This window comes from Pseudomonas sp. F9001 (assembly GCF_013385435.1).
Lineage (GTDB): Bacteria > Pseudomonadota > Gammaproteobacteria > Pseudomonadales > Pseudomonadaceae > Aquipseudomonas.
Window position 1 is genome coordinate 1 of record NZ_JACAPX010000005.1, and the last position, 17,157, is coordinate 17,157.

Annotated in this window: 21 protein-coding genes; 10 read left to right on the forward strand and 11 right to left on the reverse strand. The window is 61.1% G+C overall.

The features are described 5' to 3' along the window. Window positions 1-29: 29 nt before the first annotated feature. Entirely contained in the window at window positions 30-785 is a 756-nt protein-coding gene (locus HX818_RS02965) for a spermidine synthase (protein ID WP_087693646.1), read from the reverse strand. Window positions 786-903: 118 nt separating this feature from the next. Here HX818_RS02965 and HX818_RS02970 point away from each other — a divergent pair, with 118 nt between their 5' ends. After that, window positions 904-2,250 carry a class II 3-deoxy-7-phosphoheptulonate synthase gene (locus HX818_RS02970; protein ID WP_003218681.1) on the forward strand — a complete coding sequence of 449 codons (1,347 nt, stop codon included), beginning with the start codon at window positions 904-906 and terminating at the stop codon, window positions 2,248-2,250. Here HX818_RS02970 and HX818_RS02975 read toward each other — a convergent pair. Together HX818_RS02975 and HX818_RS02980 are read right to left on the reverse strand one after the other, a co-directional pair. Then, on the reverse strand, window positions 2,230-3,459 hold the full coding sequence (locus HX818_RS02975) for a winged helix-turn-helix domain-containing protein (protein ID WP_177019471.1): 1,230 nt from the start codon (window positions 3,457-3,459) through the stop codon (window positions 2,230-2,232). The genes HX818_RS02970 and HX818_RS02975 overlap by 21 nt on opposite strands. A 45-nt stretch (window positions 3,460-3,504) precedes the next feature. Then, window positions 3,505-3,711 (reverse strand): DUF1127 domain-containing protein, encoded by a 207-nt coding sequence (locus tag HX818_RS02980; protein WP_003218685.1) that lies wholly within the window; start codon window positions 3,709-3,711, stop codon window positions 3,505-3,507. 70 nt (window positions 3,712-3,781) lie between these two features. On the opposite strand from HX818_RS02980, the gene HX818_RS02985 reads away from it, so the two are divergent. Continuing rightward, a complete protein-coding gene (locus tag HX818_RS02985; RefSeq protein ID WP_023659060.1) occupies window positions 3,782-4,663 on the forward strand; it encodes a LysR family transcriptional regulator in 882 nt (293 codons plus the stop codon). Here HX818_RS02985 and HX818_RS02990 read toward each other — a convergent pair. Continuing rightward, window positions 4,653-5,402, reverse strand: a complete 750-nt coding sequence (locus HX818_RS02990) for a sulfite exporter TauE/SafE family protein (protein WP_102605071.1) — start codon at window positions 5,400-5,402, stop codon at window positions 4,653-4,655. The two genes, HX818_RS02985 and HX818_RS02990, sit on opposite strands and share 11 nt — an antisense overlap. 108 nt (window positions 5,403-5,510) lie before the next feature. Between HX818_RS02990 and HX818_RS02995 the strand changes: the two genes are divergently transcribed. The 4 genes from HX818_RS02995 (at window position 5,511) to HX818_RS03010 (ending at window position 8,706) form a co-directional block, all read left to right on the forward strand. After that, on the forward strand, window positions 5,511-6,461 hold the full coding sequence (locus tag HX818_RS02995) for a LysR family transcriptional regulator (protein ID WP_008437773.1): 951 nt from the start codon (window positions 5,511-5,513) through the stop codon (window positions 6,459-6,461). 77 nt (window positions 6,462-6,538) lie between these two features. Beyond that, the gene (locus HX818_RS03000; RefSeq protein WP_003218693.1) at window positions 6,539-6,991 is read left to right on the forward strand and encodes a MarR family winged helix-turn-helix transcriptional regulator; all 453 of its coding nucleotides are present in this window, start codon (window positions 6,539-6,541) and stop codon (window positions 6,989-6,991) included. A 253-nt stretch (window positions 6,992-7,244) separates the two neighbouring features. After that, complete coding sequence (locus tag HX818_RS03005; RefSeq protein WP_003218695.1) at window positions 7,245-7,664, forward strand: organic hydroperoxide resistance protein; 420 nt, start codon at window positions 7,245-7,247, stop codon at window positions 7,662-7,664. A 25-nt stretch (window positions 7,665-7,689) separates the two neighbouring features. Further along, window positions 7,690-8,706 carry an alpha/beta hydrolase gene (locus HX818_RS03010; RefSeq protein ID WP_134325998.1) on the forward strand — a complete coding sequence of 339 codons (1,017 nt, stop codon included), beginning with the start codon at window positions 7,690-7,692 and terminating at the stop codon, window positions 8,704-8,706. Between the two features lie 67 nt (window positions 8,707-8,773). Here the strand turns inward: HX818_RS03010 and HX818_RS03015 are convergent, their stop codons facing one another. Beyond that, entirely contained in the window at window positions 8,774-9,346 is a 573-nt protein-coding gene (locus HX818_RS03015; protein WP_003218698.1) for an elongation factor P, read from the reverse strand. A gap of 49 nt (window positions 9,347-9,395) precedes the next feature. After that, a complete protein-coding gene (gene earP, locus HX818_RS03020) occupies window positions 9,396-10,529 on the reverse strand; it encodes an elongation factor P maturation arginine rhamnosyltransferase EarP (RefSeq protein ID WP_008437768.1) in 1,134 nt (377 codons plus the stop codon). A gap of 131 nt (window positions 10,530-10,660) precedes the next feature. Here earP and HX818_RS03025 point away from each other — a divergent pair, with 131 nt between their 5' ends. Both HX818_RS03025 and HX818_RS03030 read left to right on the forward strand, forming a co-directional pair. After that, entirely contained in the window at window positions 10,661-11,029 is a 369-nt protein-coding gene (locus HX818_RS03025; RefSeq protein ID WP_003218702.1) for a hypothetical protein, read from the forward strand. Between the two features lie 15 nt (window positions 11,030-11,044). Then, on the forward strand, window positions 11,045-11,527 hold the full coding sequence (locus HX818_RS03030) for a GreA/GreB family elongation factor (protein WP_003218705.1): 483 nt from the start codon (window positions 11,045-11,047) through the stop codon (window positions 11,525-11,527). A gap of 5 nt (window positions 11,528-11,532) precedes the next feature. Here HX818_RS03030 and cysB read toward each other — a convergent pair whose 3' ends face one another. The 5 genes from cysB to HX818_RS03055 all read right to left on the reverse strand — a co-directional run bounded on the left by cysB (window position 11,533) and on the right by HX818_RS03055 (window position 15,459). Next, a complete protein-coding gene (gene cysB, locus HX818_RS03035) occupies window positions 11,533-12,507 on the reverse strand; it encodes an HTH-type transcriptional regulator CysB (RefSeq protein WP_003218707.1) in 975 nt (324 codons plus the stop codon). Window positions 12,508-12,611: 104 nt separating this feature from the next. Next, on the reverse strand, window positions 12,612-13,112 hold the full coding sequence (locus HX818_RS03040; RefSeq protein WP_003218709.1) for a universal stress protein: 501 nt from the start codon (window positions 13,110-13,112) through the stop codon (window positions 12,612-12,614). Window positions 13,113-13,175: 63 nt separating this feature from the next. Continuing rightward, the gene (locus HX818_RS03045; RefSeq protein ID WP_003218711.1) at window positions 13,176-14,093 is read right to left on the reverse strand and encodes a 5'-nucleotidase; all 918 of its coding nucleotides are present in this window, start codon (window positions 14,091-14,093) and stop codon (window positions 13,176-13,178) included. A gap of 14 nt (window positions 14,094-14,107) precedes the next feature. Next, the gene (locus HX818_RS03050; protein WP_177019472.1) at window positions 14,108-15,070 is read right to left on the reverse strand and encodes a putative 2-dehydropantoate 2-reductase; all 963 of its coding nucleotides are present in this window, start codon (window positions 15,068-15,070) and stop codon (window positions 14,108-14,110) included. After that, window positions 15,067-15,459, reverse strand: a complete 393-nt coding sequence (locus HX818_RS03055) for a thioredoxin (protein ID WP_102605075.1) — start codon at window positions 15,457-15,459, stop codon at window positions 15,067-15,069. Before HX818_RS03055 ends, HX818_RS03050 begins: the two co-directional genes overlap by 4 nt. Between HX818_RS03055 and HX818_RS03060 the strand changes: the two genes are divergently transcribed. Together HX818_RS03060 and HX818_RS03065 are read left to right on the forward strand one after the other, a co-directional pair. Then, a complete protein-coding gene (locus HX818_RS03060; protein ID WP_177019473.1) occupies window positions 15,458-15,892 on the forward strand; it encodes a PilZ domain-containing protein in 435 nt (144 codons plus the stop codon). The two genes, HX818_RS03055 and HX818_RS03060, sit on opposite strands and share 2 nt — an antisense overlap. Before the next feature lie 133 nt (window positions 15,893-16,025). Beyond that, a complete protein-coding gene (locus tag HX818_RS03065; protein ID WP_003218719.1) occupies window positions 16,026-17,102 on the forward strand; it encodes a 3-deoxy-7-phosphoheptulonate synthase in 1,077 nt (358 codons plus the stop codon). The last annotated feature ends 55 nt before the right edge of the window (window positions 17,103-17,157 follow it).

Below are 17,157 nucleotides of genomic sequence, written 5' to 3' on the forward strand. Positions count from 1 at the left end.
CAGCAACGGATATGTACACAATCAAAACCCTACGTAGCCGGCCGAATCGCCTTGATCAGCGACTGCAACGAATACCCCAACCGCGGCGCCAACGCCTCAGCCCGCGCAGACAACGCCGCCACATCGAGCACCTGATCCAGATCCGCCGGCACCAGCAAAATCACATTCCCCTCCTTCACCGGCAACTCCCAATAATGCCGGTGATACAACCCACGCAACAACGCCGCTCCCAACGGCTTCCCATCATCCGTAGCCCACTGATTAATCACCAACCACCCCCCCGGGTTCAGCTTCTTCTGGCAGTTCTCCAAAAACGTCCAAGCCAGATGCCCAACGCCCGGGCCAACATCCGTATACAGGTCGACAAAAATCAGGTCCGCCGACTCAGCCGAAGGCAGCAATTCCAACGCATCCCCAACGCGGATATACAGCCGAGGATCATCATCCAGCCCCAAGTACTCAATGGCCAGACGCGGCACATCAGGCCGCAGTTCGATGGCTTCTACATCATCCAAAGGCAGAAACTTCAGGCAAGCCTGGGTCAACGTCCCAGCCCCCAACCCAAGAAACAACGCACTCTCCGGCTGCTCATGGCACAACGCCCCAATCAGCATCGCGCGGGTGTAGTCATACTCCAACCAGCTCGGGTCAGCAGTAAACACACAACTCTGCTCGATGGCATCGCCAAACTCGAGAAAGCGGTAATCGGCCACTTCCAGCACGCGGATCATGCCGAAGTCATCATGGACCTCGGCCAGCAGGCGCTCGACGCGCTCCTCAGACATTGCAACTCCTAACGGCGTGCCAACGGGAAAGCCGGGATTGTGGGCGAACCGGCGGCAGCAGGTCACGTACTAATTGCTGATAACATGACGGCCCGACCGCAAATCACTCGAGTTCATGATGAGCCAACCCTGGAGCCCCGACAGCTGGCGCGCCCTGCCGATCCAGCAACAACCCCAGTACCCTGACGCCGCGCATTTGTCGCAGGTCGAGCAAAACCTGGCGAGCTATCCGCCGCTGGTATTTGCCGGTGAAGCCCGTGAGTTGCGCCGTCAGTTTGCCGAGGTGACCCAGGGTCGCGCCTTCCTGTTGCAAGGCGGCGATTGCGCCGAGAGTTTTGCCGAGTTCTCGGCGGCAAAAATCCGCGACACCTTCAAGGTGCTGCTGCAGATGGCGATTGTGATGACCTTCGCTGCCGGCTGCCCGGTGGTCAAGGTCGGGCGTATGGCGGGCCAGTTCGCCAAGCCGCGCTCTTCCAACGATGAAACCATCGACGGCATCACCCTGCCCGCCTACCGCGGCGATATCGTCAACGGTATCGGCTTCGACGAAAAAAGCCGCGTGCCCGATCCGGACCGCCTGCTGCAGTCCTACCACCAGTCCACCGCCACCCTGAACCTGCTGCGGGCGTTTGCCCAGGGCGGTTTTGCCGACCTGCACCAGGTGCACAAGTGGAACCTGGACTTCATCGCCAACTCCGCCCTGGCCGAGAAGTACAGCCAACTGGCCGACCGCATCGACGAAACCCTGGCCTTCATGCGTGCCTGTGGCATGGACAGCTCGCCGCAACTGCGCGAGACCAGTTTCTTCACCGCCCACGAAGCGCTGCTGCTCAACTACGAACAAGCCTTCGTGCGCCGCGACAGCCTGACCAACGACTATTACGACTGCTCGGCACACATGCTCTGGATCGGTGATCGCACCCGCCAACTGGACGGTGCCCACGTCGAATTCCTGCGCGGGGTGAACAACCCGATCGGGGTCAAGGTCGGCCCGAGCATGAACCCCGACGACCTGATCCGCCTGATCGACATCCTCAACCCGGACAACGACCCGGGCCGCCTGAACCTGATTGCGCGCATGGGTGCCAACAAGGTCGGCGACCATCTGCCCAACCTTATCCGCGCCGTTCAGCGCGAGGGCAAACAGGTGCTGTGGAGTTCCGACCCGATGCACGGCAACACCATCAAGGCCAGCAGCGGCTACAAGACCCGGGACTTCGCGCAGATTCTCAGTGAAGTGAAGGAGTTCTTCCAGGTGCATGAAGCCGAAGGCACTTACGCCGGCGGGATTCATATCGAGATGACCGGGCAGAATGTCACCGAGTGCATCGGTGGCGCACGGCCGATTACCGAAGACGGGTTGTCGGACCGCTACCACACCCACTGCGACCCACGGATGAATGCCGATCAGTCGCTGGAATTGGCATTCCTGATCGCCGAGACGCTAAAACAGGTCAAGCGTTAAAAGCTCTACCCGCAACCGTGCCGCACTGGCCCGCTGGCAATTGAGCTGTATCTGCTCAAGCCCGAGCCAGTCGGCCATCTGCCGCAGATTCAGGGCCAGCGCGCGCATGCCCTCCTCGTCCAACCCCGGCTCTTCCTCGTGAACGGCGTGCACCGCCAGGCGTCCGGCCGCCCGTTCCGCCCGCAGATCCACGCGCGCGGCGATCCGCTCGTTGTGCAGGAACGGCAGCACGTAGTAGCCATATACCCGCTTGTCCTGGGGCGTGTAGATCTCCAGCCGATAGCGGAAATCGAACAACCGCTCGGTACGGCTGCGCTCCCAGATCAGCGAATCAAAAGGCGATAACAGTGCGCTGGCAGGCACCTTGCGCGGGACTTTCGGCTCGGGCAGGCAATAAGCCGGCTGTTTCCAGCCCTGCACGTCGCAGGTGATCAATTGCCCATCCTCGACCAGCTCCGCCAGGCGCCCACGGCTGTCGGCCGGGTCCAGACGGAAGTAGTCGCGCAGGTCTTTTTCAGTGCCCACCCCCAGCGCCGTGGCGCTGTGCAGCAGCAAACCGCGTTGCGCCTCAGCCTCGTCCAAGGGGGGTTGCTGGAGAATGTCGGCCGGGATCACACGCTCCGGCAGGTCATACAAACGCTCAAAACCCCGCCTCCCGGCGACGGTCACCTGGCCGGCGGCGAACAACCATTCCAGCGCATGCTTTTCATCGCTCCAGTCCCACCACGGGCCGGCGCGCTCCTCGCGGGTCGACAAACTGCCCGCACCCAGGGCGCCTTGTTGTTCGACGATGCCCAGCACCCGGGCGATGGTGGCCTGCTGCTCGCGACCAAAACGCGCCATTTGCTGATAGATCCCCTGCCCCCGGGCCGCCCGTTCCATGCGCCAGAGCATCAATGGGTACAGCGCCATTGGCAACAACGACGCCTCATGGCCCCAATATTCGAACAGCGAGCGGCGCCGCCCCGAACTCCAGGCGGCCTGTTCTAGAATCAACGGAGAGTAATGCCCCAGACGGGAAAACAGCGGCAGGTAGTGCGAACGCACCACCGCATTTACCGAATCAATCTGCAACACGCCCAAACGCTCAACCAGGCGATTGACCTGCGCCGCCTTGATCAACGCCGGCGGCTGGCGCCCGGAAAAACCCTGGGCGGCCAGCGCCAGGCGTCGCGCCTGCTTGAGGGAAAAGGACAGTTCTGCGGGCATGGGCATCTCCTTGTGTGCTCGCGAACCACCCTACTGCATCCCGAGTCATTTTCGCAGCGGGTCTTCCCAAAAATGCCGGCGGCTTTCCTGCTCGACATCGCCACGGTTGAGCCCGATGTCCTTGAGCGCCTCATCGCTCATGCTCATCAACAGCTGACGCTCACGGTGCACGGCCATCCACCGGGAACCCAGTTGAAGCAGCCCGGAAAACGGCCGCTTCGCCATCAGTACAAAGCCTCTTTGACCTTTCATCATCTCGCCCTCCAGTGGGGATGACTGAAGTCTGTGCCTGGCGCTATGATCAATCCAACGAATGTTTCTTATGCAATACATCTCGGAGATTGATCAATTGTCCAGCTACCCGAGTATCGACACCGAGGTGCTGCGCACCTTCGTCGCCATCGCTGATCAAGGGGGCTTTACCCGCGCCGGCGAGCAGGTCAACCGCACCCAGTCGGCGGTGAGCATGCAGATGAAGCGCCTGGAAGAAGATGTGTTGCAGCGCAAGTTGTTCGAGCGCGATGGTCGCCAGGTGCGGCTGACTCCGGAAGGCCAGGTGCTATTGGGCTATGCCCGCAGGATCCTGAAGCTGCACAGCGAGGTGTTCAACACGTTGCGCGAGCCGCACATGGTCGGGTTGGTGCGCATCGGCACACCCGACGATTACGTGATGCGCTACTTGCCGGGGATTCTCAAGCGCTTCTCCAAGGCTTACCCGCTGATCCAGATTGAAATGCACTGCGAGTCGTCGCCGGTGCTGATGCAGCGCCGGGACCTCGACCTGACCGTTATCAGCCGCGAACCGGGAAATGAAATCGGCGAACTGCTGCGCCATGAACGCATGGTGTGGGTGGCGGCGCCCTGCTTCTGCATGGATGAGCACAGCGCCCTGCCCCTGGCCATTTCCGGCCTCGACAGTTTTTGCACGCAGTGGGCACGCGCCGCGCTGGACGCCCAGGGGCAGGAGTACCGACTGGCGTATCACAGCTCCAACGGGGCCGCGATCCTCGCTGTGGTGGGTGCCGGCCTGGCCGTCACGATCAATATGGAAAGCCTGGTGACCGAAGACCTGCGCATATTGGGCACAGCGGACGGTTTTCCGCCGCTGCCGTCGGTCAATCTGCGATTGTTGCGCAACCCGCGTACCACCTCGCCGATTACCGAATGCCTCGCCGAATACATCCTCGAAGGCTTCAAACTTTAAACGTCAGCATCACCGCACACACCGCCAGGAACCCGCAGAACAGCCCGCGTAACATGCGCTCCGGCATGGCGTGGGCGACTTTCACGCCCCAACTGATACTGAGCAAACCGCCGACGGCCAAAGGCACGCCGATCAGCCAGTCCACTTCGTGGTGCCAGGCGTAGGTCACCAGGGTCACGCTGGTGCTCGGCAGCGCCAGGGCCAGCGACAGCCCTTGGGCCACCACCTGGCTGGTGCCGAAGATGCTGGTCAGCACCGGCGTGGCAACCACTGCACCGCCCACCCCGAACAAGCCACCCATGGAGCCCGACGCCGCGCCCAACACCCCAAGCCACGGCCAGGAATAACGCATCTGCGCTGACGGCGGTGCATTGTGGGTAAACATTCGCAGCAGGTTGTAGGACGCCAATACCAGCAGAAACGCGATAAAACCCACCCGCATCACGTCAGCATCGATCCCCACCGCCCAGATCGAGCCCAGCCAGGCGAAGGAAAAACCCATCACGCCCAACGGCAGTGCATGACGCAATTCAATCCGGTTGCGCTGGTGATAACGCCACAACGCCAGCATCACATTCGGCACCACCATCACCAGGGCCGTGCCTTGGGCGATCTGCTGGTCGAGGCCGAAAAATACCCCCAGCACGGGAATGGCAATCAGCCCGCCGCCGATGCCGAACAAGCCACCGACCGTGCCCAACGCTACGCCCAGCATTAAATACAACGTTAAATCTGCCACCCGCTCGCTCCTGCTGTTCCCAGGCCTTGCATGCTACGCAGTCCGCTCTGGTGCGGAAACGCACAGCAACGCACAATGGCTATGCCAATCTCGCACAAGCAGACGCTGATGAACCCCAATACATTGACCGATCAACTGAGCCTGTTTCTCGACGTACTGGAAGCCGGCAGCTTTTCCGCAGCCGCGCGCCGTCACCCGCTCACGCCCTCGGCCGTGGCGCGGCGCATCGACAGCCTGGAAAGCTCGGTGGGTAGCCGGCTGTTTCAACGCAGCACCCATGCGGTGGTGCCGACGCCCGCCGGCCTGGCGTTTGCCGAGCGCGCCCGGCGGATTGTCAGCGAGCTGCAACTGGCGCGGGCCGAAGCGGTGTCGCTGAGTCATGCGCCTGAAGGCTTGATCCGCGTGGACGCACCGGCGGCTTTCGGCAGGCGGCATTTGGCGCCTGCCATCGCTGACTTTCTCAATGTCTATCCGGGACTGGACGTGCACCTGCACTTGATCGACAGCTTTGTCGACATGCAGGGCGAGCATCTGGGCAAGGTCGACCTGGTGCTGCGGGCCGGGCATATCGTCGACACCCGGCTGATTGCCACGCCACTGGCCAGCATCGTGCGCATCGCTTGCGCAAGCCCGGCCTACCTGAAAAGCCGTGGCACCCCGACCCATCCCAGCCAGTTAAGCGAGCATGACGGCCTGGATTGGGAAGGCCTGGCACCGATGTTCGCCTGGCGTTTTGAGCTCGATGGGCGCAAATCCACCTACCGCCCGCAGCGCATTCGCATGAGCGCCAATAACGCCGAAGCCCTGCTTTCAGGCGCGCTGGCCGGACTGGGTGTTGCGCATCTGCCCACCTGGCTCGCCAGTGAATACCTGGTGCGCGGTGAACTGGTCCCGCTGTTCTGCGAGAACGGCCTGCCGACGCCTGAAACCGCGGGCATCTATGCGCTACGCCTGGAGCAACACGCCAACGCCCGCAGCCGCTTGTTGCTGGAATACCTCAAGGCGCGCTTCAGCCCTGTGCCGCCCTGGGACCTGGCACTGCAAAGCGGCCTGGGTTGACCGGCCGGACAGAATTGTCTGGCGCGTTAAAGATTTGCCCGCTAGATTCGAAACCAGACACGTTTTAAGGCACTGCCATGACCAAGCCCCTCGATACCTGCGAATCCTTGCTGCTCGACAACCAACTGTGTTTTGCCCTGCATTCCACCTCGTTGTTGATGACCAAGGTCTACAAACCCCTGCTGCAAGCCCTCGGCCTGACCTATCCGCAGTACCTGGCCATGATGGTGCTCTGGGAAGAGGATGGCTTGACCGTAGGCGAAATCAGCAATCGCCTGCTGACGGATCCCGGCTCCCTGACGCCACTGCTCAAGCGCCTGGAAGCCGAAGGCCTGCTCAGCCGCACCCGCAGCCGCGAAGACGAGCGCGTGGTGGTGGTTGAATTGACCGAGGCCGGGCGCGCCCTGCGGGACAAAGCCATGGATATTCCACAGTGCATCCTGGGCGCCAGCGGGCTGGACATCGAGCAGTTGCGCAAGCTGCAGGGCGATTTACTGGCACTGCGAAAAAACCTGCAAGTCTCCCTCTAAAGGCACCACGCATCAAAAAATGTGGGAGCGGGCTTGCTCGCGAATGCGGTGGATCAGTCAATGCATCTAGTGACTGTCACACCGCATTCGCGAGCAAGCCCGCTCCCACATTTGTTTGTGCAATGCCTTGCTATCAAAGCGCGCAAAATATTTTCCAAATATATCTTGCGCACTAACTATTAGCGCGATACATTCACCTCGCCACTTACTTAGTGCGCAAACATTTAGCGCAAACACTGACGAGGAAATCACCATGCAAGCTCTCTACACCGCAGTAGCCACCGCCACCGGCGGCCGTGATGGTCGTGCTGTTTCCAGCGACAACATCCTCGATGTAAAACTCTCCACGCCAAAAGAACTGGGCGGCGCGGGTGGCCAGGCCACCAACCCGGAACAACTGTTCGCCGCCGGTTACTCAGCCTGCTTCATCGGCGCCCTGAAATTCGTCGCCAGCCAGACCAAACGCAAAATCCCGGATGACGCTTCGATCACTGCCCACGTCGGCATCGGTCAAATCCCCGGCGGTTTCGGCCTGGACATCGACCTGCACGTCAGCTTGCCCGGCCTGGCCCAGGACGACGCGCAAAGCCTGGTCGACGCTGCGCACCAGGTCTGCCCTTACTCCAACGCCACCCGTGGCAACGTCGATGTACGCCTGCACGTAACCGTCTGACCCACGCGGTTTTTTGGAGAAGAACATGAACACATTTGGCAAAGTACTCACCGGCACCCTGCTCGCCTTCTCGATCACCAATGCCTTTGCGGCCGGCGGTGACGTGGAGCACAACACCCAGGCGTTTCTCGATGTACTGAACGCCGGCACCGGCAAACCGATGGAGCAACTGACGCCCAGGGAAGCCCGTGCGGTGCTGACAGGTGCACAGTCAGGCGTGAAACTGACGCTGCCCAAGGCCGACGTGAGCCAGAAGACCATTCAGGTCGATGGCCAGCCGCTGAGCCTGACCATCGTGCGTCCGGCCGGGGTCAAGGGCACATTGCCGGTGTTCATGTTCTTCCACGGCGGTGGCTGGGTACTCGGGGATTTCCCGACCCACGAGCGTCTGGTACGTGACCTGGTGGTGGGGTCGGGAGCGGCGGCGGTGTTCGTCAACTACACGCCATCACCTGAAGCGCACTACCCGGTGGCGATCAACCAGGCGTACGGGGCAACCAAGTGGGTGGCCGAACACGGCAGCGAGATCAACGTTGATGGCAAACGCCTGGCCGTCGCCGGCAACAGCGTCGGCGGCAACATGGCAGCGGTGGTCAGCCTGATGGCCAAGGACAAGGGCACTCCGTCAATCAAGTTCCAACTGCTGTTGTGGCCGGTGACCGACGCCAACTTCGACACCGGGTCCTACAACCAGTTTGCCGAAGGCCACTTCCTGACCCGCAACATGATGAAGTGGTTCTGGGACAACTACACCACCGACACCAACCAGCGCGCCGAGATCTATGCGTCGCCCCTGCGGGCAAGTACCGCGCAGCTCAAGGGTTTGCCACCTGCGTTGATTCAGACCGCAGGCTCGGACGTGCTGCGTGACGAAGGCGAAGCCTATGCCCGCAAGCTGGATGAAGCCGGTGTACCGGTGACCGCCGTACGCTACAACGGCATGATCCATGACTACGGTTTGCTGAATGTCGTCAGCCAGGTACCGGAGGTTCGTTCGGCGCTGCTGCAGGCGTCCGAGGAACTGAAGCAACACCTGAAGTAAAAACCGGCACCCACAAAAAAGCCCGACTGATGGTCGGGCTTTTTTTATCGTACCGGTGGCGCAGGAATTACTTCTTGGCGCGACCTTTGTACGAACCACCTTCACGGGTGTCGATCTCGATCAGGTCGTCGATTTCGATGAAATCGGCTACTTGCAGTTCGGTACCGTTAGCCAGCTTGGCAGGCTTCATCACCTTGCCCGAAGTGTCGCCGCGAGCGGAACCTTCGGTGTAGGCAACCTTACGCACGATAGTGGTCGGCAGCTCTACGGAAACCAGACGGTCTTCGAAGAAGATAGCTTCGCAGACGTCTTCCATGCCTTCTTCCACGAACGGCAGAACGGCTTCGATGTCTTCAGCGTTCAGCTCGTACATGGTGTAGTCGGTGGTGTCCATGAACGTGTAGGTGTCGCCGCTGATGAAGGACAGGGTCGCTTCTTTGCGGTCGAGGATCACGTCGTCCAGTTTGTCGTCGGCGCTGTAGACGATCTCGGTCTTGTAACCGGTCAGCAGGTTCTTCAGCTTGGTCTTCATGATTGCGCTGTTACGACCAGACTTGGTGAACTCAGCTTTCTGAACCAGCCAAGGGTCGTTTTCGAGACGGATCACTGTACCGGGTTTCAGTTCTTTACCAGTTTTCATTGCGAATATCCGAAATTTGGATGGGATTTACAAAAATCAAGGTCGCGTATCATATCCAATTTACATAAAACTGTACCAGCGCCGTCGCAAGATCGGTCCGCGAGGCTTGTTCCAGAGCCCATTTCTCGGCGTTCGCGGTCACTTCCGGCCAGTGTTCCAGCAGCATTTTCCAGCAAAGTGCCATATCGCCATCAGCGTTCCAGGCCTGCCAAAGGCCGACCAACGCGACTTTCGCAGCCGGAGACAGACCTTCGGTATACAACTCAAGGAACGCATCGAGCTTGTCCAGGTGAATGTCTTCGTCCTGGCGATAGATATGCCACAACAGTGGCCGCCCGGCCCATTGCGCCCGCACGAACGAGTCTTCGCCGCGCACGGCGTTGAAGTCGCAGCACCACAACAGCCGGTCGTATTGCTCCTGGCGCACAAACGGCAGCACTTGCACGGTCAACCCGTCGCGCCGGTGCACATCACCTACTTCCAATGACTCGACCCCCAGCCAGCCCTGCACATCTCCGAGGATCCGCCCTTCCGGCACCAGCAGATGAGTGGCGCGCCCATCGGCCGCCAGCACGTCGAGCCAACTGGCCAGCCCGGCGTTTTCATAGGCGAACAACGACATCATCCGCGCACCGTCCACCGGGAAAACCCCAAGCGCCTGCAGAAACTGCTGCCGGGCGGCGGCGTCTTGCTGGAAGGCATCGCGCTGTTCCAGCAGCCCCGCCTCACGCAATAAGCCGCCGGTGCCGGGACGGAATCCGGGAAAGAAGAAGTACTTTTGCACGCCCTTGAATTTCACCGAGGGCAAACCGTGGCAGCCGACCACCCAGTCTTCGGCGCTCAGGTAATCCAGGTTCATCCACAGCGGCGTGCGGTCGCGTGCGGCCATCGCCTCCATGTAGTCAGGCGGCAATTGACAGGCGAACGCAGCGATCACCACGTCTGCCGCGTCGGTCGCCGGCCAGTCGGAGGGCCAGTAGCGCACGTCGACGCCCTCTTGCCATTGCTGGTGCACCTGCACATCAATCTCGGGGCACATGCGTTCGAACGCCCGCAGGTCATCGACCCACAAGCGCACCGCACACCCTTGTTCCGCCACCAATTGCCGGGCCAGGCGCCAGGTCACGCCGATGTCGCCGTAGTTATCGACGACGCTGCAAAAAATATCCCAGCGGGCTTTCATTCCGGGCTCCAACGCTCAAAGGCTCGATTGTCCGTATAAATGCCTCGATACAGAAGGGTTGATCGCGATTATTCTGCGCGCGGCTGTGGGACAATCGGCGCCATGCCGCACGTGCCTGCCAGGAGGCCACCATGTCTGATCGTTCGTTCTCGCTGTTCAAACTCAGTATCGCCGTGGCCTTCGGCCTGTGGCTGGGGTTTATCGCCATTGTGCTGAGCGTGTGGCTGGCTTCCCGCTACCTGCCCGAGCAAACCGTGGCGCCGGTGGCCCGAGTGGTGCAGCAACTGGGCAAGCCAGAGGTGGTTGCACCGGAGCCGCCGAACCGGATGTTCGAGCAGTACCAGGAGAACCTGCGCAAGCAGGAGCAACAGCAAACCCTGGACCAGGCCCGCAACAACCCGCGTAACCTGTCCAACCCCAAATGCCAGTTCTGGCTGCAACAGGACCAGAACGCCCCCAACGACAAGAGCCGGGCCAACGTCCTGCAATTTTGCGATTGATCACGAAAGCCGCCCATGAATAAACACGCCGTTCACCAGTTGGTTTTGGACAAACTCGCGGTCGATCTCGATATCGCCCAGCGCGCTGCGCAAACCGCGTACGAAACCGCGACCCACGAAGAAAACATCGCCGAGAACAAGTACGACACCCTGGGCCTGGAGGCTTCTTACCTGGCAGCCGGCCAGGCCCGACGCGTCGAGGAGATCCGGCAGGCGCTGACGCTGTGCCAGAACATGCAGCTACGGGCCTACGATGACCAGCGCGGCATCGAAGTGGGCGCATTACTGGGGTTGGCAGATGAAAACGATCGCCAGCAGTGGCTATTCCTGGCGCCGGACGGCGCAGGCTTGAAGGTCGATGTGGTGGGGCAACCGGTGACCGTCATCACCCCACGCTCGCCCTTGGGCAAAAGCCTGTTGGGCAAGTTCGAAGGGGATGAGGTGGAGATTCTGGTGGGGGGCGCTCGGCAACAGTTTGCTGTTACCGAGGTGAAGTAAGCCGATCAGTGAACCGGTAGTTCAACGCCGTCGAACAGCTCTTCCAGTTCCTGCTTGTTGTGGCACTGGATGGCCTTGGCCATCACTTCGCGCGTCAGGTGCGGCGCGAACTTTTCGATGAAGTCGCACATGAAACCACGCAGGAAGGTGCCACGACGGAAACCGATCTTGGTCACGCTGGACTCGAACAGCTCGCTGGCATCGAGCACCACCAGGTCGTTGTCGAGCTTGGTGTCGACCGCCATCTTGGCGACGATACCGACACCCAGGCCCAGGCGCACATAAGTCTTGATGACGTCGGCATCAGCCGCGGTGAACACCACTTTCGGCGTCAGGCCACGATGGCTGAAGGCTTCGTCGAGTTTCGAACGGCCGGTGAAACCGAACACGTAAGTCACGATCGGGTATTCAGCCAGGGCTTCCAGGGTCAGCTTCGGCAGCTTGGCCAATGGGTGGCCTTGTGGGACCACGACGCAACGGTTCCAGCGGTAGCACGGCATCATCACCAGGTCGCCGAACAATTCCAGCGCTTCGGTGGCAATCGCGAAATCGACGGTGCCGTCGGCGGCCATCTCGGCGATCTGCATCGGCGAGCCCTGGTGCATGTGCAAGGCCACGTCCGGGTACTGCTTGATAAAGCTGCTGATCACCGGCGGCAGCGCATAACGCGCCTGGGTGTGGGTGGTGGCGATCGACAGGGTGCCCTTTTTCTCGTTGGAGAATTCCTGGGCGATCTGCTTGATGCTTTCGACCTTGCGCAGGATCTCGCCGGCGGTGGTGATGATGCGCTCACCGGCCGGGGTGACACGGGTCAGGTGCTTGCCGCTGCGTGCGAACACTTCAACGCCCAACTCATCTTCGAGCAGGCGGATCTGCTTGCTGATACCGGGTTGCGAGGTGTAAAGGCTTTGAGCAGTAGCGGAAACGTTGAGGTCGTGGTGCGCCACTTCCCAGATGTAGCGCAGTTGTTGAAGCTTCATATGTGTCCCTCAAAGCGGATAGACGCCACGGGTATCAGCGACGGTATATAACTATATTAAAGGTTAGACGGATAAATCTAGAACTTTTTATCGTTTTCTACCAATCACACGTCGTCACTGCGTCGACGCTGCAACAGCGGCACCAGGTACACCGGCACCTGGGACAGCTGCAGCACCCGTGCTGCGGTTCTCCCCAGGGGTGTTGCCACCCCGACCGCCTGGCTGTGACTACCTACGATCAACAAATCCACAGAGAGTTTCTGCGACTGGTCGAGAATCACTTCACAAGGATCACCCTGGATCACCCGCACCGAACGGATCAACTTGAGGTCCTGCTCCCCGTCCCCCAGCTCCTCGCGAAAACTGTCGAGCACCCGTTGTTCGATGGTCGCCATCACCGTCGTCAGGCCCTGGCTTTGCCATTCACTCAAGGCCTTCTCATCAAGGTAGCTCTGCAACACCGATTCGGCGAACAGCCCGATGGGCTCGACCACGTGAATCACATACAGATCAGCCTTGAACGTTCGCGCCAGCGCCAGGGCATGTTGCATCACATAGGGGGCATACAGACCGAGGTCAGTGGCGTACAGCATCGAACGAATCATAGAACCTCCTGGGCAGCCAGGATGGCGGGGATTGATTCAGCTTAGCAGCGCCTTTGGCAGTGCTCAGCCCTCGGTCTGAATTTTCAACTCGTTACTGATGCCATGGGGTACGTGGCCGGTAGCCACGAACTCCCGGGCCTTCTCGCAATGCCCTTCCTGGTCATCGAAAAACACATCGGCGGCGAAGGCTTCGAGGAACGCTGACTTCTCCAGGCCACCAAGAAACAGCGACTCGTCGAGACGGATATCCCACTCGCGCAGCGTGCGAATCACCCGCTCGTGGGAAGGCGCCGAACGGGCGGTCACCAGCGCGGTGCGGATGGGGCAGGACTCGTCGGGGAACTCGCGCTGCAACAGGTTGAGTGCCGCCAGGAAGCCCTTGAATGGGCCGCCGCGCAACGGCTCGCGGGCGGATTCGCGCTCGCTGGCCTGAAAGGCTTCAAGGCCGCCCGACTGATAAACGCGCTCGGACTCGTCGGAAAACAGCACCGCGTCGCCATCGAAGGCGATCCGCAATTCGGCACTGGAGGCCCGACCTGCGCCGCCCGACAGAATCGTCGCTGCGGCAAACCCGGCATCCAGGGCGCTGCGCACATCCTCGGCATGGGTGGACAGAAACAAGTGGCAGCCAAACGCCGCCAGATAAGGATAAGGGCTGCGCCCGCCGACAAACGCCGCGCGGGAGATGTCGAGCCCGTAATGCTGGATCGAATTGAATACACGCAAGCCGGTGTCGGCACTGTTGCGCGACACCAGCACCACCTCGACCCGGGCGCGGCCGAGGCTGGCGTTGAGGCTCAGGAGTTTCTTCACCAGCGGGAAGGCGTCACCGGGCTCGAGGGTTTCTTCCTCGTGGTCGATCTGGTACTTGCGGTACGCCTCGACGCCTTGGGCCAGGTAGACCTTGTGGCTCTCGCTCAGGTCGAACAGCGCTCGCGAGGAAATCGCCAGCACCAGTTTGTCGCCCAATCCCTTCGCCATGGTGTTCCCCCCAATCAGCGGTTATGCCGATCCATAAAACTCAAGGCCTGATACAGCGCCTGCATGCGTGGCAATTCACAACCCGCCGCGTTGGCCGCGGCCAAGGGGCGCGCGTAGATCGCCGCCAGTTCCAGCGGGCGCTTGTGCACGTAATCGTGATACATGCTGGGCAAGTAGTCATCCATGCTCTCGGTCATGGTGAACATCTGCCCGGCGTAACTGGCGGGAATCTCATGCCCGCAGGCGTGGGCGCCCTGCACCACTTCGGCCATCAGCGCCTGGATCAGTTCGCGGCTGGACTCATCCGCCATCATCGCCGTGGTGCCCGTGCCGAACACTACCGAGAGGCCGTTGTAAGGCACGTTCCACACCAGTTTATGCCAGCGCGCCTGGTGCACATTGGCCATGGCCTGGGAATCGATACCGGCCAGGTGAAACAGCGCGGCGCCTTCTTCGACGATGGCTTGCCGACCGTTGTCATCGTTGGCCGCGGGGCCACTGTGGTAACCCAGGTTGACCCGGCCCAGCGCCTGATGCTCGACGATCCCGGGACCGGAACGGTGCACGCCGATGTAGCACAAGCCACCCAGCAGGTGCAGCGACGGCGGCAGGTGTTCACGCAGGCTGTCCTCTACGTCGAGGCCATTTTGCAACAGGATTATCCTGGCGTCCGGGGCGGCAACTTGAGCGATGGTCGGGGCCAGTTCGACATTCCCGGTCGATTTGGTGCCCACCAGCAGCCAGTCGCACGGCGGCATGTCGGCGGCGCGGGCATAAGCCTGTACCGGGTGAAGGTGCACGGTTCCGTGGATCGTGCTGTTGAGTTGCAGGCCGCGCTCGCTGACCGCCGCGTACTCGCTGCGCAGCAGGAAATGCACATCGAAGCCGGCGCGCGCGAGCATCACACCGTAGTAGCCACCAATGGCCCCGGTGCCGATGATCCCGATCCGTGGCGACTGTTTTGTTACTTCGGTCATGGCAACTCCTCTGGTATTCGTTTGAGCGCCTGCTGCACACCTTGAGTCAGGTCGCTGGCGGTCAGACGCGTCAGTGACGCTAATATTCCATGGAATTTCCCGTTACACACCACAAACAACGCCGGCAGGTGAAAGATCTCGTAGCGCTCCACTGCCCCGCCATTGTGACCCGCATCCACCCAGCACACCCGGTCCACCGGCAAGTCCCAACCCGGCAGTTGCTGGTGCAGGAAGCGGCAACGCGAGCAGCCGTCACCGGTAAACACCACCAGGGACGTGCCGGGAAGCCCCAGTAATTGCTGGTCGATATCCAGGTCGGTAAGTTGCAGTTCTTTCACTATACTGCTGCCACCGCCGTCAACTGGACGGTGCTCGGAGTCCGTGTGCATGGGTCGTTTCTTTCCTCACCCTGATGATGTCGCTGTCGAAATAACCCAACGCCCCATTTCCGGCATTTCCCGCCAACGGCTGCACACTATCGGCCTGGGCGGCGTCGCATGCAATTGCCCACGCGCCTGGCGCCAGGGCGCGGCCATCGAGTTGCACATCCCCTCACTGGGCCAGACGGCCCGCTATCCGGGCTATGTGGCATGGTGCTGCAAGGCCGAAAACGGCTACCGCGTCGACATTGCCTTTACCGATGAGCAGGCCTTGTTCGGTGCGCGGATGGGTGAGCAAGTGTGCCAGATCGAACGGTACTGCCGCCTCCACGAAGGCGTCGAGCCCACACCCGGGCAGAGCGAAGCGCTGGCCCGGGAATGGGTCACGCGCCATGCCGGCGAGTTCTCCCATGAGGCTTTTGTGCTGCCAGCGCTGGATTAAAGCGGACGTTGCCCATTGTCTCGCAGCCTTGTAACGCGCTAAGGTTCCGCTCCCCGCTGCACTTAAATCATGCTGTGCTCCGCCGCACGGGGATCGCTGGCGGCCGGCACCCGTGACCCTGACGAGTAACACGATGGCTGATTTACCGATCAACGACCTTAACGTCGAATCCAACGAGACCCTGATCACGCCCGATCAGCTCAAGCGCGAAATCCCCCTGAGCGACGCTGCCCTGCAGACCGTCACCAAGGGCCGCGAAGTCATCCGTGAGATTCTCGACGGCACCGACCACCGCCTGTTCGTGGTCATCGGGCCGTGCTCGATCCATGACCTCAAGGCTGCCCACGAATACGCCGAGCGCCTGAAGGTGCTGGCGGCGGAAGTGTCCGACACCTTGTACCTGGTGATGCGTGTCTATTTCGAGAAGCCGCGTACCACCGTCGGCTGGAAAGGCTTGATCAACGACCCGTACCTGGACGACTCGTTCAAGATCCAGGATGGCCTGCACATCGGTCGTCAATTGCTGCTGGACCTGGCAGAAATGGGCCTGCCGACGGCAACCGAAGCCCTGGACCCGATTTCCCCGCAGTACCTGCAAGACCTGATCAGCTGGTCGGCAATTGGTGCACGCACCACCGAATCCCAGACTCACCGCGAAATGGCTTCCGGCCTGTCCTCGGCCGTGGGTTTCAAGAACGGTACCGATGGCGGCCTGACCGTGGCGATCAACGCCCTGCAGTCGGTCTCCAGCCCGCACCGCTTCCTGGGTATCAACCAGGAAGGTGGCGTGTCCATCGTCACCACCAAGGGCAACGCCTACGGTCACGTGGTACTGCGTGGCGGCAATGGCAAGCCCAACTATGATTCGGTCAGCGTGGCCTTGTGCGAACAGGCGCTGAACAAGGCGAAGATCAAGCCGAACATCATGGTCGATTGCAGCCACGCCAACTCCAACAAGGACCCGGCCCTGCAACCGCTGGTGATGGAGAACGTGGCCAACCAGATTCTGGAAGGCAACCAGTCGATCATCGGCCTGATGGTCGAAAGCCACCTGAACTGGGGCTGCCAGGCGATTCCAAAGGACCTGGCCGACCTGCAATACGGCGTGTCGATCACCGATGCGTGCATCGACTGGTCTGCCACCGAGACCACCTTGCGCAGCATGCACGCCAAGCTCAAGGACGTGTTGCCCAAGCGCCAGCGCGGCTGAGCACAGACTGCGGACACAAAAACGCCGGGCTAAACCCGGCGTTTTTTTTGATCGT

Excerpts from the sequence above, each read along its gene's own strand:
- HX818_RS03010 (WP_134325998.1), top strand. The coding sequence starts at position 7,690 with ATGAACACATTTGGCAAAGTACTCACCGGCACCCTGCTCGCCTTCTCG.
- HX818_RS02975 (WP_177019471.1), bottom strand. The coding sequence starts at position 3,459 with ATGCCCGCAGAACTGTCCTTTTCCCTCAAGCAGGCGCGACGCCTGGCG.
- HX818_RS03055 (WP_102605075.1), bottom strand. The coding sequence starts at position 15,459 with ATGCACACGGACTCCGAGCACCGTCCAGTTGACGGCGGTGGCAGCAGT.
- HX818_RS03050 (WP_177019472.1), bottom strand. The coding sequence starts at position 15,070 with ATGACCGAAGTAACAAAACAGTCGCCACGGATCGGGATCATCGGCACC.
- HX818_RS02965 (WP_087693646.1), bottom strand. The coding sequence starts at position 785 with ATGTCTGAGGAGCGCGTCGAGCGCCTGCTGGCCGAGGTCCATGATGAC.
- HX818_RS03030 (WP_003218705.1), top strand. The coding sequence starts at position 11,045 with ATGAATAAACACGCCGTTCACCAGTTGGTTTTGGACAAACTCGCGGTC.
- HX818_RS03015 (WP_003218698.1), bottom strand. The coding sequence starts at position 9,346 with ATGAAAACTGGTAAAGAACTGAAACCCGGTACAGTGATCCGTCTCGAA.
- HX818_RS02995 (WP_008437773.1), top strand. The coding sequence starts at position 5,511 with ATGAACCCCAATACATTGACCGATCAACTGAGCCTGTTTCTCGACGTA.
- HX818_RS03060 (WP_177019473.1), top strand. The coding sequence starts at position 15,458 with ATGGGTCGTTTCTTTCCTCACCCTGATGATGTCGCTGTCGAAATAACC.
- HX818_RS03000 (WP_003218693.1), top strand. The coding sequence starts at position 6,539 with ATGACCAAGCCCCTCGATACCTGCGAATCCTTGCTGCTCGACAACCAA.
- HX818_RS03005 (WP_003218695.1), top strand. The coding sequence starts at position 7,245 with ATGCAAGCTCTCTACACCGCAGTAGCCACCGCCACCGGCGGCCGTGAT.
- earP (WP_008437768.1), bottom strand. The coding sequence starts at position 10,529 with ATGAAAGCCCGCTGGGATATTTTTTGCAGCGTCGTCGATAACTACGGC.
- HX818_RS03040 (WP_003218709.1), bottom strand. The coding sequence starts at position 13,112 with ATGATTCGTTCGATGCTGTACGCCACTGACCTCGGTCTGTATGCCCCC.
- HX818_RS03065 (WP_003218719.1), top strand. The coding sequence starts at position 16,026 with ATGGCTGATTTACCGATCAACGACCTTAACGTCGAATCCAACGAGACC.
- HX818_RS02980 (WP_003218685.1), bottom strand. The coding sequence starts at position 3,711 with ATGAAAGGTCAAAGAGGCTTTGTACTGATGGCGAAGCGGCCGTTTTCC.
- cysB (WP_003218707.1), bottom strand. The coding sequence starts at position 12,507 with ATGAAGCTTCAACAACTGCGCTACATCTGGGAAGTGGCGCACCACGAC.
- HX818_RS03025 (WP_003218702.1), top strand. The coding sequence starts at position 10,661 with ATGTCTGATCGTTCGTTCTCGCTGTTCAAACTCAGTATCGCCGTGGCC.
- HX818_RS02985 (WP_023659060.1), top strand. The coding sequence starts at position 3,782 with ATGCAATACATCTCGGAGATTGATCAATTGTCCAGCTACCCGAGTATC.
- HX818_RS03045 (WP_003218711.1), bottom strand. The coding sequence starts at position 14,093 with ATGGCGAAGGGATTGGGCGACAAACTGGTGCTGGCGATTTCCTCGCGA.
- HX818_RS02970 (WP_003218681.1), top strand. The coding sequence starts at position 904 with ATGAGCCAACCCTGGAGCCCCGACAGCTGGCGCGCCCTGCCGATCCAG.